Origin of the sequence: Streptococcus cristatus, from assembly GCF_003943515.1 — a bacterium.
Classification (GTDB): Bacteria; Bacillota; Bacilli; order Lactobacillales; family Streptococcaceae; genus Streptococcus; species Streptococcus cristatus_D.
Window position 1 is genome coordinate 42589 of the sequence record NZ_RJPT01000009.1, and the last position, 15606, is coordinate 58194.

Genomic DNA, 15606 nt, shown 5'->3' on the forward strand with positions numbered 1-15606 from the left:
TCAATCTTTTAAAATGTTAGAAGAACAATTTCATAATATCATTCCAAGTCACAGCGATCATGAGGACAACCATGACAGCTACCCCTGCAAGGGTAACATAGCTTTCTGTTTCCCGTTTCAAGGGTTTACGACGGATAGCTTCAAGGATATTGAGAACAATTTTTCCACCGTCCAAGGCCGGAATCGGAATTAGATTAAAGATCCCGATATCAAGAGACAGCATGGCTAAGAGACTCAGAATAGCCGGCAGACCTTGCTGAGCAGCCTGACTGCTGGCATTATAAATAGCAACTGGGCCACCTAATTTATTTAAATTAAAGTTAAAAATCAAATCTTTCAAGGCTGTCAAAATCCGACCTGTAGTCGTCCAAGTAGCAGTAAAGCCTCCGACTACCTTGTCCCAAAAACCAGTCTTGATAGCAGGTGAAACGCCCAATAGATAGCGATCCCCCTCTTTTTTAGGCTCTATGTCCACTTTATGAGTCTGACCGCCACTCTTATAAGTGATGGTCAATTTTGGTGCATCTGCCTTATCTTTCGTCGCTTCTGACACTGCTTTAGTCAGATCACCCCAGTTTGCAATCTCATAATTATTGACTTTCAGAATCTGGTCATTACTTTTTACCCCTGCCTTGGCAACGGCGCCACCTTCCAACACCTGAAAATGATTGCTACTTTCATCTTGGACACCGCCTTGCAGAAAGGCCAAGAGCATGAAAACCAGAATGCTCAAAATGAAATTATTCATGGGGCCAGCAAAATTGGTGATGAGGCGTCCCCAGATAGTCGCATTTTGATACTGGACATCCAGCGGAGCAATCCGAACTTCCGTTCCGTCTTCCTCAACAATGGTCGCATCGTGGTCAACAGAATAAGTCTTGGTCTCATCTAAGACCAGCCCTGTAATCTCCAGCTTTTCTTCAAAATCAAAACTAGTCACATTCATAGGTAGAGCCGTCTGATCAATTTTCTTGCCAGACAGATTGATGCGGACGACTTTTCCATCTTCATTCAAGGTCAGACTAGCTGGCGTACCTGTTTTAATTTCTGTCGAATCCTCGCCCCAGCCAGCCATGCGGACATAACCACCGAGCGGCAAAATCCGAATCGTATAGGCTGTTCCATCCTTGCCAATATGAGCAAAGATTTTCGGGCCCATCCCAATGGCAAACTCACGAACTAAAATGCCTGATTTTTTGGCAAAGTAGAAATGTCCAAACTCATGAACCACCACGATGATCCCAAAAATAATAATAAATGTAATAATCTGCATAAGTCTAATCTTTCTCTTAAGATTGTTCATTAAGCCAAGAAGGCTTTCGGCTGCTTGGCCACCAAACCCCTTAAAACAGGCCAAAGAGGTGCATCAGTGGAAAGACAAAAAGCAAGCTATCAAAGCGATCCAAAACGCCGCCATGCCCAGGAATAAACTTCCCTGAGTCTTTGACACCAAAGTGACGCTTAATAGCGCTCTCTACCAAGTCACCGAATTGGCCAGCAATACTAAAGACAACAGTCAAGAGCAGCATGGTCACAAAGCTATACGGAGTGGCAACTTGCGGACGAACAGACATAAAAATCGCAGAAACCAGCACTGCTGAGATAATGCCTCCTAAACTGCCTTCAATGGTTTTATTTGGCGATACCTTTGGCAATAATTTTCTCCGTCCGTAGCGGGTACCAACCAGATAGGCCCCACTGTCTGTCGCCCAGACGATAAAGAGAGCCAGCAAAACCTTGTCCACATTCACCAAACGGGCATCGATCAAAGCATTAAAACCTAGACCGACATAAAAACTAGAAGCAATCGGATAAGCCGCATCTTCAAAGCTATAAGAGGAACCTAAAACAGTCGCCCCTAGCAAGACGAAAACAACCAAGCCATAAGCCATCACATTGCCGTCCACAGGCAAAAACTTCAAGTAATTCTCAAGTGGCAGGGTTAAGACAAAAGCTGCCAGCATAGCCAAGCCGCCTTCTAAGGTCGCTGTCGGAAGCCCCTTCATCTTAAGCAATTCATGCACTGCTAGCATAGCTAAAAGGCCAACACTGATCTGGAAGGGAAGCCCCCCCATCTTCACTAGAGGAATAAAAATAGCTAGAGCAATTCCTCCAAAAAGAAGACGTCTTTGTAAATCTAAACTCATCTTTTTCTCCCTCCTTTATACACCGCCGAAGCGTCGATTACGGCGATTATACTCTACAACCGCATCCTTCAAAGCCTTCTCATCGAAATCCGGCCAAAGAATATCTGTAAAATACAACTCGCTATATGCTGTCTGCCAGGGCAAGAAATTGCTAAGGCGCAGCTCGCCACTCGTACGAATGACCAAGTCAGGATCCCGTAAACTTGCAGGCAAACTGCTGGTATAAAGATAATCTCCAAGCATTTCCTCTGTAATATCCGCTGGCTGAACTTTCGCATCTAAAACATCTTGGGCAAGCTTCTGAACCGCTTGATTGATTTCAGCTCGTCCGCCGTAGTTCAGGGCGAAGTTCAAAATTAGCCCTGTATTCAAGCGAGTTAGATCTTCAGCCTTCTCCAAGGCCTCAAAGGTTGCTTTAGGAAGTCGCTTCGTGTCACCGATCATTTGAATTTTCACATTGTTTCTGTGCAATTCTGGTACATAGCGGTCATAAAATTCAACCGGCAAATTCATAATGAAGGACACTTCCTTCTCTGGTCGCGTCCAGTTTTCCGTTGAAAAGGCATAGACTGTCAAGACCTGCACGCCCATCTCCTTGGCTGCAATCGTCACTTCTTGCAAGGCTTCCATACCTGCCTTATGGCCAAAGACGCGCGGCTGCATACGTTTTTTAGCCCAACGACCATTGCCATCCATGATAATGCCTATATGCTTGGGAACAAGCAAGGCCTCGTCGAGCTTTTCTTTTTTCTTAAAACTAAACATATTTTTTATCCTATTTAAAGTTTTATCATTTCATTATATCATAAATCCTTTAAATGTGGGCAGGAGAGCTGATTTTTCGTCTATCAGAGCTGATGATAAATAGTTGGTAGTGTATGCAGATAGGTTTCACTAGTGTTGTGCAACTATAATATTGTAAAAGATGAGCTTACAAAATGTCCTTAAAATAAAAAACAGCCTCTCGGCTGTCCTGTATCCTATTCTTCAATTGCAGTATCTTCATCAGACACAGCGATATCGCCTTCCACTCCCGCAGCAGCTGGGGTACCTTCTGTCAATGGCAAAACAGTCTTAATGGCTGCTAATTCAAATGTCAAGAAAACACCGTCTACGTCCAAGACAACCGTCTTACGCTCTGAATCAACTTCGTCAACAGTTCCGTAAAGACCACCAATAGTAATGACTTCATAGCCTTTTTGCAGTTTATTAAGGCTCTCCATCCGTTTTTCAGCTTGCTTTTTCTGTGTCCGTACTTGGAAATACATCATTCCTACTAGTACAACAAAAAAGATAATCATCATTGTTGGATTCATTTCTCTTCTCCTTTGGAATTCATCTACTAATTACTATAGCAGATTTTGCACCGTTTGACAAGGCAGGAAAATGATTTCCAAAAGAGAGTGGGACAGAAATCGGTAATTCGTTAGAATTCGATTTCGTCGTCCCACCTCCGCACAGTTGAGTAGGGCTGTGAAAGCTGATGAAATCAGCGTAGTAGAGCCCACTCAACCACTGCGTCTTACTCGACAATCCAAAGACAATTGAGAGGCTAGGACTTTTGTCCCAGCCTCTATGTCATTTTATTTAAGATTTTTAACAACTTCTGCTACGTGATCAACTGTAAAGCCGTATTCTTCCAGCACCTTGCCTGCTGGAGCAGATGCACCGAACTGGTCGATTCCGATAACTGCACCGTCCAGACCAACATACTTGTACCAAGGCTGGCTAGCTGCCATCTCGATGGCTACGCGGCGACGAACTGCATTTGGCAGAATTTCTTCTTTGTAGGCTGCATCTTGAGCATCAAAAAGCTCTGTTGATGGCACGCTGACCACGCGGATTTTAGCGCCTTCTGCTGCAAGTGCTTTAGCAGCTGCAACTGCCAAATTAACCTCAGAACCAGAAGCCAGCAAGATGGTATCGAAATCTGCTCCTGTTTCGTAGACCACATAAGCACCTTTAGCTACCTTGTCAAAGTTTGTGCCTTCTTCAACTGTCAGATTCTGACGGGTCAAGACCAGAGCAGTCGGAGTAGATTGGCTCTTAAGGGCCAGATACCAAGCTGCCTGAGTTTCACGCGCATCTGCTGGGCGGAAAACAGTCAGGTTTGGAATAGCACGCAGACCAGCCAAATGCTCAATCGGCTCATGAGTTGGGCCGTCTTCACCTACTGCAATTGAGTCATGTGTGAAGACATAAGTCACTGGCAAGCCTTGCAAAGCAGACAAACGAACAGCTGCCTTAACATAGTCTGAGAATACGAAGAATGTACCACCATAAACGCGAAGTCCACCATGGAGCGCCATACCGTTGAGAATTGTTCCCATGGCAAACTCGCGCACACCAAATTGGATGTTGCGGTTGAGACGGTGGGCATCATCCTGCAGACCGCCTTCCTTGATGTAGGTCATATTGGAATGAGCCAAGTCAGCAGAACCGCCGAGGAAAGTCGGAAGCACCTTAGCTGCTGCATTGAGGGCATCCTGACTAGAATTACGGGTCGCTTGAGAGAAGCCATTTTCAAGTGCTGGGAAATCTTCTGGTTTGATTTCTACTGGATCCTGACCAGCAATGATAGCTGTTACTTCTTCTGCCAATTCTGGATGAGCTTGCTTGTAGTCCTCTACTAGCTGTTTCCAAGCATCGTATGCTGCGGCACCACGCTCTGCTACATTTGTACGGTAGTCAGCATAGACTTCCTCAGGAATCTCAAATGGCGCATAGTCCCAGCCCAAGGCTTTACGAGTAGCTTCCGCTTCTTCTGCTCCCAGAGGCGCACCGTGCACTGCATTCGTTCCTTGCTTGTTTGGAGAACCGTAACCGATAACTGTCTTAACTTCAATCAAAGATGGCTTGCCAGAAGCCTTCGCTTCATTGATAGCCGCATCAATCGCTGCAAGGTCTGTTCCATCTTCCACCAAAGCAGTGTGCCATCCGTAAGCTTCATAGCGGGCACGAACATCTTCTGTAAAGGAATCCTTAGTTTCCCCATCCAAGTTGATATCATTTGAATCGTAGAGGACAACCAGCTTGTCCAGCTTTTGCAGACCAGCGTAAGAAGCCGCCTCAGCTGAAACTCCCTCCATCAAATCGCCATCACCACAGATTACGTAAGTGTAATGGTCGAAAATCGGATAGCCTTCACGGTTGTACTTAGCAGCCAAGAAACGCTCTGCTTGAGCAAATCCAGTCGCTGTAGAAATCCCTTGTCCCAATGGTCCAGTCGTCGCATCAACTCCAGCCGTATGACCAAACTCTGGGTGACCTGGTGTCTTAGAGCCCCATTGGCGGAAGTTTTTGATTTCCTCCATGCTGACATCTTTAAAGCCAGACAGATGGAGCAAGGCATAAAGCAGCATAGAGCCGTGTCCTGCAGATAGAACGAAGCGATCGCGGTTAATCCAATTTGGCTCTTCTGGATTGATACGAAGCTGTTTGGTAAATAGGTCGTAAGCCATCGGCGCAGCGCCCATCACGACACCAGGGTGACCTGACTTAGACTTTTCAATCGCGTCAATTCCTAAAAAGCGAATGGCATTAACAGATAATTGTGACATTGAGTTCTCCTTATAAAAAATTTAGCGGGCTGCTACAAGCAGCAGACATTCCTACGCTCATTTTTCCTATTTCCATTATATGAAATTTTTGCCTTTCCTGCAATAATGGAAAGGTCATTCTTTCCTTCAGTAAAAGAATCCCACAAGCAAGCACTCATAGAATTCCAGTTATATATATTTCCCAGTAAAATCGGCTACTTATTGAATAGTAATACCGTATTTTTCATGATTTTCTTCATACCAATTAATCAGAGCAATAGCCGTTTGATAAGTAATATTCTTAATCTTGCTGCTACCTTTGACCAATGTCAAGATGCTCATTTTGCTGATGTTGGCATCTGTCGCCACACGATAGCTGGTCAAAACTCCATCGATTAGTAATTGAATAACAGCTTCTACCTTTTTATAATCAGACATTGTAGTAATATCCAATTTCTCCATTTTGCATTCCTTCCATAACATTTATCTTTTCCTAACCATTATACACTTTTCTATGGTATTTACATATATAAATGCTTGGAGCGTTAGAAAAGAGGAGATTGGCTGATTATTTCTGTCTAGTTTAGCTAGATTTTGAAAAGGTTGACAAGCGACAAAAGTGAGTATTAGTCCATATAGGATAGCAGGTAGCCGTAGCCTTCCTCTTCCATTTGCTCTTTCGGGATAAATCGCAGAGCTGCTGAATTGATGCAGTAGCGCAAGCCACCTAATTCTTGAGGACCGTCGGTAAAGACGTGACCCAAATGGGCATTTCCTGAACGACTCCGCACTTCGATTCGCTCCATGCCATGACTCAAATCTTGATAATACGTGATAACCTCGCGAGCGATAGGACGGGCAAAACTAGGCCAGCCACAACCCGATTCAAACTTGTCGGCCGCAAAAAAGAGGGGCTCGCCTGTCGTCACATCAACATAAATCCCTGCCTCAAAAGTCGCGTTGTAAGCATTATGGAAGGGGCGCTCCGTTGCACTCTGCTGAGTCACCTGATACTGCTCCTCACTTAACACTGCTTTAAGTTGCTGCTGGCTAGGCTTAGGATAATGGCCCGCATCTACCAAGGGCTGCTCAGCATCCTTGACATTGATATGGCAATAACCCGTCGGATTTTTCTTGAGATAATCCTGATGATAATCCTCGGCCAAGATATAATGGCGCAAGGGCTCTAGCTCTACAGCCAACTTTTGTCCTAATTGCTCCTCCTGTTCAGCAAAAACCTGCTCGATAGTGGCGCGATCTTCCTCACGGACATAGTAAACACCTGTTCGATACTGACGGCCAATATCATTAGCCTGTTTGTTGATGGATAAGGGGTCAATGACTCGGAAATAGTAGAGCAAAATTTCCCGCAGGCTGATTTTTTCTTCGTCATAAATCAAGTGCACCGTCTCCGCATGGTCGGTCTGGTGAATGAGCTGGTAGTTGGTGGACTCTACTTGTCCATTGGCATAGCCTACTGTCGTCTCCTCAACGCCTTCAATCCGAGAAAAATATTCCTCCAAGCCCCAGAAACAACCGCCCGCTAGATAAATTTCTGCCATAAACATCCCTCCAATCTTTTCCTCTATTTTCTCATAAAAAGAGAAACTTTTATAGGATTTTGATTGGGACTTTCTTAGAAATCATATCAAATACTGCGCCCCTATAGATTAACCAAATTCAATTGTTTCAGCAAAATATAAAAAGACAGGAAATTTCCCGTCTTTAATTAAAGGTTTAATTCCTTGTATTCGGTCCGATAGCCAACTTGCACAATCCGATCATCTTGGACTAGCAGTGGTCGCTTAATCAGCATGCCGTCGGTCGCCAAGAGTGCGGCTGCCTCCTCAGCAGAAAACTGAGGTACCTTATCCTTGAGCCCCAATTCTCGGTACTTGATACCACTGGTATTAAAGAAAGATTTAATCTCCAAATCAGAATGAGTCATCCATTGCAAAAGTTGCTCTTGGCTAGGCGTTTCCTTGACAATATCCACTGCTTCAAAGTCCAGTCCCAACTGAGTCAGCTCAGCTTTTGCCTTGCGACAAGTAGAGCATTTGGGGTATTCGATAAATTGTAACATACTTACCTCAATTCTTATTTATCTCTAGCCTTTGTGGTCTAAAATTCCAAAATAGCTTGAAATTTCTATGCTTACTGTTAAAGAAAGCAAATGCTTCCTCTACAAGACATCACCCTCATCCAATATTTTCTTGAAGTGCTGCGAATACTTTGTCGGATAAAACTCGGTGAAAGTATATGCTGCAATCTCTTGAATATAAAAAGGATCTTCTGAAATAATCTTTTGAACAGTTTCTTTACTATCTGTATTCACTAAAATAATCCCACCATTCCGAGGATTCTTCCGTCCTGATGCGATAAAATGGCCAGATGCATAATATTTATCTAAAAAAGAAATATGCTCTGGTAAATATTTTTCAACTTCTACTAGGTCTTTTTTATAAGTTAAATCAATAATAAACATAATAACTCCTATGATATTTTACTTATGATATTTAGCATATAAATCACTTTTATGTAAGCCGTATTTTTTTGTTATTTCTTAATTAAACGCACGCGCACAATATTATCGCTATTCTCAAATTTATCAACCAGCTCCTGAATCTTGCTTTCATCTGACTCATCCAGATCCAGCAAAGTATAGGCATAATCACCCTTGGAACGATTGATGATATTGTCGATATTGATATTCAAATCACTGACCGCTGTTGAAATCCGAGCTACAATATTCGGTACATTTTTGTTAATCAGGGTAATCCGATAAGGGGCTGAGAGAGCCTGACGGACATTAGGGAAATTCACTGAGTTGATAATCTCGCCCGTTTCCATGAAGCGGCGGATGGTTTTCCCAGCCATAATGGCACAGTTGAGCTCAGCTTCCTCTGTTGAGCCGCCCAGATGCGGAAAGACTGTAATCTGCGGATGACGGAGCAGCTCTTCTACACCAAAGTCTGTGATATAGCGTTTGATAACACCTGTTTCCAAAGCTTCAAAGAGGGCGACATTGTCCACCAGCTCGCCACGAGCAAAGTTGATAAGGGTTGTTCCCTTTTGCATAAGACCAAAAGCAGCCTGATCAAAAGTAGCACGTGTATCCTCAGTCAGAGGGACGTGGATAGTGATATAATCACTCTTCTCAAAGATTTCCTTAATGTCTGCTACCCGTTTGACATGGCTAGAGATATTCCAAGCTGTTTCAATGGATACATAAGGATCATAACCTAGGACATTCATTCCCAGACGATAGGCATCGTTAGCAATACGGCCACCGATAGCTCCTAACCCAATGACTCCCAAAGTCTTCTCTGCAATTTCTGTCCCAGCAAACTGCTTCTTACCGGCTTCCACTTGCTTGGGAACATCATCTCCAGAAAGGTCGTTAGCCCAGCTGTTAGCTGCGATATAGTCACGGGCAGACAGGAGAATGGAAGCCAAGACAGCTTCTTTCACCGCATTAGCATTAGCTCCTGGAGTGTTAAAGACCACAATTCCCTGCGCTGTTGCCTGGTCAACAGGAATATTATTGGTTCCTGCGCCTGCCCGCGCGATGGCTTTGAGCTTGCTTGGAAATTCCTGTCCATGCAGGTTTTGACTGCGCAGGATATAAGCATCTGGATTGTCCGACTTATCTCCGTCAATCTGAAAAGCATTGCCCAGCTCCTTAAGCCCGATTTGATTGATATTGTTAAAGGTTTTGACACTAAAGACCATAATTTCCCTCTCTTAAGAATTTTCTTCTTCAAATTTCTGCATAAAGGCAATCAAGTCCTTGACACCTTGAAGCGGAAAAGCATTGTAGAGACTAGCTCTCATGCCGCCTACGCTGCGGTGCCCCTTGATATTCTTGAATCCCGCTGCTGCAGCCTCTTTGTTAAATTTGGCATCCAGCTCTGGGCTAGGAGACACAAAGGGAATATTAGCTACTGAGCGCTGCTCCTTGTAACGGACTGGACTGCGATAAAAGTCCGACTGCTCAATGAAGTCGTACAAAAGGCCAGATTTTTCACGATTGCGCTTTTCCATTTCTGCTACGCCACCCAGCTCCTTGACCCACTCAAAGACCAGTTTGGCCATATAGATGGCGAAAGTTGGTGGTGTATTGTAGAGAGAGTCATTGTCCGCCTGAATGCGGTAGTCCAGCATACTAGACAGAACTGGCTCGTCATTGAGCAAATCCTCACGAATGATGACCACTGTCACGCCGGCTGGTCCGATATTCTTCTGAGCTCCAGCATAAATCAAACCAAAATCCTCTACCCGATACTGAGCAGCAAGGATATTAGAAGACATATCCGCCACAATGGGCACGCCATTGGTCGCTGGCAGGTCGTAGATGGCCGTTCCTTCGATAGTATTATTGGTTGTCAGATGCACATAGGCCGCCTGCGGATCAATCTCTTTTTCATCAAAAAAAGGAATTTCTGTGTAATTTAAATCCTCTGACGAAGCCAAAAGAATAGGCTCAAAAGGCACGGTCTTAGCCAGCTTGACTGCTTCTGTGTAGGCCTTCTTGCCCCAAGATCCGGCTACTAGGTAATAGGCCTTGCCGCCCTTGGCGAGATTGAGAGGAAGCATAGAAAACTGGGTAGATGCTCCGCCCTGCAGAAAGAGGACGCGGTAATTGTCTGGGATATCCATGAGCTCACGCAGCAAGCTCTCAGCTTCTTTGATAATATCGTCGAATTCTTTGGATCGGTGGGATAGCTCCATCACGCTCATGCCGCTTTGGGCATAGTCTAAAAACTCAGCCTGAGCTTTTTTCAAGACTTCCTTGGGCAATACTGCCGGTCCAGCAGAAAAATTGTAAATGGTCATATCCTACCTCCAAAAATGTATTTTGTCTATCATATCACAATGTTCAGAAAATTTCTATAATTCTTTCAAATATATTTTACTTTTGGCGAAATTCCCGAACAAAAGGAGGATTTTGAACAAAAAACTAGTCGAATAGGACTAGTTTCTGTCTCCTTCATGATAGAGGGCATAGAGCTGACTCTTATTGCGCCCGTATTTTTTGGATACTTCCTTGATAGCCTGATTTTTCTTGCTACCGGATTGGACCAAGCTATCAATTTCAGCCAAGAGATCCGCATCCGCTTTGTCTTCCTTCTCCAGACTTGCACCAGCCACAATCAGGAGGCACTCGCCCTTGAGGGAATTTTCCGCCAGATAGTCTATCAACTCAGAAATCCTTCCTCGTTGGTATTCTTCATAAATTTTGGTTAATTCCCGAACCAAAACCACTGAGCGGTCCCCATAGACTTCCAACATATTTTCCAGCGTGGCCTTGACCCTGTGGGGAGATTCGTAAAATATCTGTGTCTCTGGATAGGATTTTTTACTCTGGAAAAACTCCTTCTGCTGCCCAGACTTACGAGGCAAGAAACCATAAAAAATATGAGGCTGAGGCGCTAAACCACTGGCAATTAGAGCAGAAATCCCGGCGCTGGGGCCCGGAACCGTCACCACAGCAATGTCCTCATCAATAGCCGCCTTGACCAAATCATGACCTGGATCCGAAATGCTAGGCAAGCCAGCATCGGATACCTGAGCTAGATTTTGACCTGATTTGAGCAAGTCCAGCAAGATCGGTATCTTTTCTTGAGCATTGTGCTCATGAAAGCTGACCTGCCTCGCCTCAATCCCAAAGTGTTTGAGCAGAAGACCCGTATTTCTGGTATCTTCGGCCGCAATAACATCCACTTCCTTGAGGGTATTGACCATGCGAATGCTCATGTCATCCATATTTCCAATAGGAGTCGCCACCAAATACAGCTTGCCGTAGGGCGACTGTCCCTTAAAACTCTTTTGAATCTGCATCTCTACTCCCTGAATAACAACTCGTCGCAGAACATGCACTCCGCATCGTTTTCTCGGCGTTGACCATAGAAATCTGTACACACATGAAAACCATCGTAGTACAGTTTGCGGAGATTGTCCCGATTTTTATTGATTTTAACCGGTGCTGCTTGCTCTACCTCACCTAGTCGCTCTCTCAGCTTGTCATTTTCTAGCTGGAGGACGATATTTTCCTCTACGACACTCTTGAGATTTTTCTTGATGGCCTCTACCTCGGCAAGGGTCACTAAAAGCGTCTGAGAAAAATCATCCAAGGCATCAAATAGTTCTTTTTTATTCATTGTCTGCTCCTATCTTGCTTGGGCACTGTCTTTTAAAATCATGTATTCCAGAGCATTTTGAAAAGATACATTGGCTCGCCACATCTTCTTTGCTTCCAAGAGATCTTCCAGTTTCTTGCGACCTGCCTCGCTTCCAAGTTCCTTGGCCAGCAAGACTTCCAAGATTTTAAAGACCTGCTCCTGTTTATCCTTGTCCTCAGCCAGTTTAGCCAGCTTGGCCACTTGGAGATAAGCCTGATTCTCATTGGTCAGGGCGGCCTTGACAAAACGCTGACTCTCACTGACCAGCTCAAAAAAAGACTTGTTGGAAGCCAGCTGATCGGCTTCTTCCTGGGTCTGGCTATAAGCAGCCAGTAACTCAGCCTGACTTTTGATCAAGCCAGACTCTTCCAGCTGGTGCTGGAGAGTGGCCTGATTCTTCCGAAAGTGGAAAATCTGTGTTCGGCTCTTGATAGTAGGCAAAATCAGATGCTCATCGGCCGTCAAAAGAAAAATATAAATCTCACTTTGGGGCTCTTCGATGACTTTGAGGAGGGAATTAGCGGCATTGACGTGCATCTTATCTGCATCACAGATGATAAAGACCTGTCTGTTGCCCTCCATACCGCTCTGGGAAAAACTTCTCACTAACTCACGAATGCGCTCCGTTTTGATAATGCCATTCACTGGCCGCACAACCGTCACATCTGAGAAATCCTCACTCTCAATCAAGCGACAAGCCCGACAAGTACCGCAGGGCCAAACTCCCTGACGATTCTCACAAAAGAGACTCTGTGACAAGGTCAAAGCCATGGCAAAACTAGAAAAATTCCCCGAAAATAAATAAGTATGATTGAGCCGACCTGCTTCTAGAATTTTCTGAAAAGTTTCTGTAAGTTGAGGCTGGGCCTGACGTAATTCTTCTACTGTCATTTTTCTTTGATAAAACGCTCTTTGATAACTGCCAAACTGTCGGCCACGACTTGCTCCAGCGGCTGACTAGCATCTATCTTGACGACACGTTCTGGTTCCTTTTCTAAAATAGTCAGATAGCCTTGGCGCACGCGCTCGTGCAAGTCGAGACCTTCCAGGTCCAAACGATTCACTTCGCGCTCCTTATTTCGAGCAATGCGAGCCAGACCTTCCTTGACATCAATATCGAAATAGAGGGTCAAATCTGGTTTGAGCCCATCAGTCGCAAACTGGTTGAGCCATTCCACATCGTCAACTGCCAAGCCTCGTCCGTAGCCTTGATAGGCCACCGAGCTATCAATAAACCGATCTTGCAAGACCCATGTCCCTTGCTCCAAAGCAGGCAGAACCTTCTCCGCCAGATGCTGACGTCGGCTGGCAATATAAAGTAGCAACTCGGTCTTAGCATCCATGACTGTGTGCCCCTTATCCAAAATTACCTCGCGGATTTTCTCAGAAATAGCCACACCGCCAGGCTCTCTAGTCTTCAGCAACTCATAGCCCATCTCTTTCAGCTGAGGAAGCAAAGCCTCTAAAACACTGGTTTTCCCAGCACCTTCTGGGCCTTCTAGCGATATAAAAACACCTTTTTTCATCGTTTTCCTTTTACATTCATTCTGCCAATGGCTGCAGAAATTTCTATTTTAGTCTATGTTTTATTGTACCAAAAATTATCCCAAAAGCCCATAGAAGAATTTCTCGAAAAATATTTCATATTATTTTCAAAAATGAAAACTTTTGATAAAATAGAGTCAGAAAATTCTTAGGAGAGTCTGATGTTTAAATTTAAAAATATACTGGCCATCATTCTGGGGGCTGGAATTTTTTCTTTTGGGATTCATTATTTGGTGATTCCTTTTCACTTGTATGAAGGCGGAGCAACGGGGATAACCTTGATTGTCTACTACCTCTTCAAGATTCCTGTATCAACCACCAACTTGGTCATCAATATTCCACTCTTTATTCTCGCTTGGAAATTACTGGGAAATCGCACCCTTTACCTCAGCATTTTAGGCACCTTCTCGGTATCAGCTTGGCTAAAAGTATTCGAGATGCTGCCTGCTTCCAAACACTTGCAAGACTATTTCTTTTCTTCCTTGGATGGCGACGTCTTACTGGCCTGCCTTGGAACAGGAATTATCCTTGGAGTTGGCCTAGGCATCATTTTCAATGCCGGAGGGACGACTGGTGGTACCGATATTGTAGCTCGCATCTTCAATAAATATACCAGCATCTCCATGGGCCGCCTCATGCTGACAGTGGACTTCATCGTGATTTCTCTGGTTCTTTTAGTCTTTAAAGATCTACGCATGGTTTCTTATACACTCATGTTTGTCTTTATCACCTCTCGTGTTATTGACTTGATTGCTGAGGGTGGCTTCGCTGGCAAAGGCTTCCTGATTGTCACCAGCAAACCAATAGAACTAGCTGAAGCGATCAATGAAAAACTTGGAAGAGGGGTTACCTATCTGCAAGGACAGGGCTTCTATAGCAAGCAAGATTTGCAAATCGTTTATTGTGTTGTCTCTCGTAACGAAATGCAGCAAATGAAGAAACTCATCAATGACATCGATCCATTGGCCTTTACAACTATTACAGAAGCCCATGAAATTTTAGGAGAAGGTTTTACCTTAGACTCTAATAAACAGCCTATCGTCAAATAGAGTTATCCTACACAAAAAGACTTCAGAATGATTGTTCATTCTGAAGTCTTTTTTAGTCTAAGTTATTCAATAATTGAATGAGGGTTTCAGCTGAGCGCTTACCTGCTTCTAGGATAAATTCATCAAAAGTGATATTGGCATCATGGCTGGCTGTATCGCTCATTGCGCGAATGACCATAAAAGGCAATCCAAGAGAATGCGCGGCTTGAGCAATGGCTGCTCCCTCCATCTCTACTGCCAAAACATCAGGAAAATGTTGTTTAATTTGGTCAATCTTGTCCTGTCCAGCGATAAAGCTATCTCCCGTCGCAATCAAGCCAACTCGGCTCGTCTGCTGGGTCTTTTCCAGCACTGCTTTCATCTCCTCAACTAAGTAGCGACTGGCTTCATAGTAGAGGGGTTGCCGTGCCATTTGACCGTAGTCATAGCCAAAAGCTGTCACATCCACATCATGGTAGACCAAACGATCTGCCACCACTACATCTCCAATTTCTAGACCTGGAGCCACTGCTCCGGCGGAACCCGTATTGATGACCGCCGTCACCTCAAAGTCATTGGCTAACACAGCCACACTCATGGCCGACATGACTTTGCCGATTCCACTTTCTACCAGTACAACCTCATGATGCTTGATACGACCAGTATAGTAAATATGCCCTAGGCGCTGGTGTTTCTCAGCCATTTCCAGATGCTCCACCAGCAGCTTCAACTCCTCAGGCATAGCCGCGATAATTCCGATTTTCATGATTCATTCTTTCCTTTTTTACATTAAAAAGAGGGAGAGGAAGTAGAGTTTCATTTTCTCGTTTCCGTCACTCCCCTTCTTTATCATAGCCAAATAATGGCCGCAATTAATCCAATCAAAAGAAGCACAATCCAGAACAGGATTTTGTTTAACTTAGCCTGAAAAATACTTCGTTTTTGATTTTCGATTCGACGACTTTTGATAACTGTCGGTTCAACTTCAATCTGCAGAGTATCCTGATTGACAGCTTGCCGTGGAGCAGCATAACCGAAAGCTCCTTTTCTAGCAATAGAAATGACCTTAGTTTCTTCATCGTCCATCAGCAAGGGACCATCAATATGTTCTCCACGATTGGCCCGCTCAATGATTTCATCTGTTAATAAAGCTTTTCCCATTGAT

Annotated in this window: 18 protein-coding genes; 1 reads left to right on the forward strand and 17 read right to left on the reverse strand. The window is 44.3% G+C overall.

The features are described from left to right. Window positions 1–16: 16 nt before the first annotated feature. The 15 genes from rseP to tmk form a co-directional block, all read right to left on the reverse strand. Entirely contained in the window at window positions 17–1273 is a 1257-nt protein-coding gene (gene rseP / locus D8791_RS08165) for an RIP metalloprotease RseP (protein ID WP_125447265.1), read from the reverse strand. Between the two features lie 70 nt (window positions 1274–1343). Beyond that, the gene (locus D8791_RS08170; protein WP_125447266.1) at window positions 1344–2147 is read right to left on the reverse strand and encodes a phosphatidate cytidylyltransferase; all 804 of its coding nucleotides are present in this window, start codon (window positions 2145–2147) and stop codon (window positions 1344–1346) included. Window positions 2148–2162: 15 nt separating this feature from the next. Next, window positions 2163–2912: an undecaprenyl pyrophosphate synthase gene (gene uppS, locus D8791_RS08175; protein WP_061909794.1), complete on the reverse strand. Its 750-nt coding sequence runs from the start codon at window positions 2910–2912 to the stop codon at window positions 2163–2165. A gap of 215 nt (window positions 2913–3127) precedes the next feature. Then, a complete protein-coding gene (gene yajC / locus D8791_RS08180) occupies window positions 3128–3463 on the reverse strand; it encodes a preprotein translocase subunit YajC (protein ID WP_125447268.1) in 336 nt (111 codons plus the stop codon). A gap of 267 nt (window positions 3464–3730) precedes the next feature. Continuing rightward, on the reverse strand, window positions 3731–5707 hold the full coding sequence (gene tkt / locus D8791_RS08190; protein ID WP_125447270.1) for a transketolase: 1977 nt from the start codon (window positions 5705–5707) through the stop codon (window positions 3731–3733). A 198-nt stretch (window positions 5708–5905) separates the two neighbouring features. After that, the gene (locus D8791_RS08195) at window positions 5906–6148 is read right to left on the reverse strand and encodes a hypothetical protein (protein WP_005592291.1); all 243 of its coding nucleotides are present in this window, start codon (window positions 6146–6148) and stop codon (window positions 5906–5908) included. 164 nt (window positions 6149–6312) lie between these two features. Next, window positions 6313–7248, reverse strand: coding sequence for a peptide-methionine (R)-S-oxide reductase MsrB (gene msrB / locus D8791_RS08200; protein ID WP_125447272.1), 936 nt, complete (start codon window positions 7246–7248; stop codon window positions 6313–6315). 167 nt (window positions 7249–7415) lie between these two features. Beyond that, window positions 7416–7769, reverse strand: coding sequence for an arsenate reductase family protein (locus tag D8791_RS08205; RefSeq protein WP_125447274.1), 354 nt, complete (start codon window positions 7767–7769; stop codon window positions 7416–7418). A gap of 99 nt (window positions 7770–7868) precedes the next feature. Then, window positions 7869–8171: a YciI family protein gene (locus D8791_RS08210; protein ID WP_125447275.1), complete on the reverse strand. Its 303-nt coding sequence runs from the start codon at window positions 8169–8171 to the stop codon at window positions 7869–7871. Between the two features lie 71 nt (window positions 8172–8242). Then, window positions 8243–9418 carry a 3-phosphoglycerate dehydrogenase family protein gene (locus D8791_RS08215; protein ID WP_125447277.1) on the reverse strand — a complete coding sequence of 392 codons (1176 nt, stop codon included), beginning with the start codon at window positions 9416–9418 and terminating at the stop codon, window positions 8243–8245. Window positions 9419–9430: 12 nt separating this feature from the next. Further along, on the reverse strand, window positions 9431–10522 hold the full coding sequence (gene serC / locus D8791_RS08220; RefSeq protein WP_005591854.1) for a 3-phosphoserine/phosphohydroxythreonine transaminase: 1092 nt from the start codon (window positions 10520–10522) through the stop codon (window positions 9431–9433). 138 nt (window positions 10523–10660) lie between these two features. Further along, window positions 10661–11527, reverse strand: a complete 867-nt coding sequence (rsmI, locus tag D8791_RS08225) for a 16S rRNA (cytidine(1402)-2'-O)-methyltransferase (protein WP_125447278.1) — start codon at window positions 11525–11527, stop codon at window positions 10661–10663. 2 nt (window positions 11528–11529) lie between these two features. Continuing rightward, window positions 11530–11847, reverse strand: a complete 318-nt coding sequence (gene yabA, locus D8791_RS08230) for a DNA replication initiation control protein YabA (RefSeq protein WP_005591852.1) — start codon at window positions 11845–11847, stop codon at window positions 11530–11532. Between the two features lie 9 nt (window positions 11848–11856). Next, window positions 11857–12759: a DNA polymerase III subunit delta' gene (locus tag D8791_RS08235; protein ID WP_125447280.1), complete on the reverse strand. Its 903-nt coding sequence runs from the start codon at window positions 12757–12759 to the stop codon at window positions 11857–11859. After that, the gene (gene tmk / locus D8791_RS08240) at window positions 12756–13394 is read right to left on the reverse strand and encodes a dTMP kinase (RefSeq protein ID WP_125447281.1); all 639 of its coding nucleotides are present in this window, start codon (window positions 13392–13394) and stop codon (window positions 12756–12758) included. Before tmk ends, D8791_RS08235 begins: the two co-directional genes overlap by 4 nt. Window positions 13395–13574: 180 nt before the next feature. Between tmk and D8791_RS08245 the strand changes: the two genes are divergently transcribed. After that, on the forward strand, window positions 13575–14462 hold the full coding sequence (locus tag D8791_RS08245; protein ID WP_125447283.1) for a YitT family protein: 888 nt from the start codon (window positions 13575–13577) through the stop codon (window positions 14460–14462). Window positions 14463–14514: 52 nt separating this feature from the next. On the opposite strand, the gene D8791_RS08250 is transcribed toward D8791_RS08245, so the two are convergent. Continuing rightward, window positions 14515–15207, reverse strand: coding sequence for a 5'-methylthioadenosine/adenosylhomocysteine nucleosidase (locus D8791_RS08250; RefSeq protein WP_125447284.1), 693 nt, complete (start codon window positions 15205–15207; stop codon window positions 14515–14517). Between the two features lie 83 nt (window positions 15208–15290). Beyond that, window positions 15291–15602, reverse strand: coding sequence for a cell wall synthase accessory phosphoprotein MacP (gene macP / locus D8791_RS08255; RefSeq protein WP_125372077.1), 312 nt, complete (start codon window positions 15600–15602; stop codon window positions 15291–15293). Between the last annotated feature and the right edge of the window lie 4 nt (window positions 15603–15606).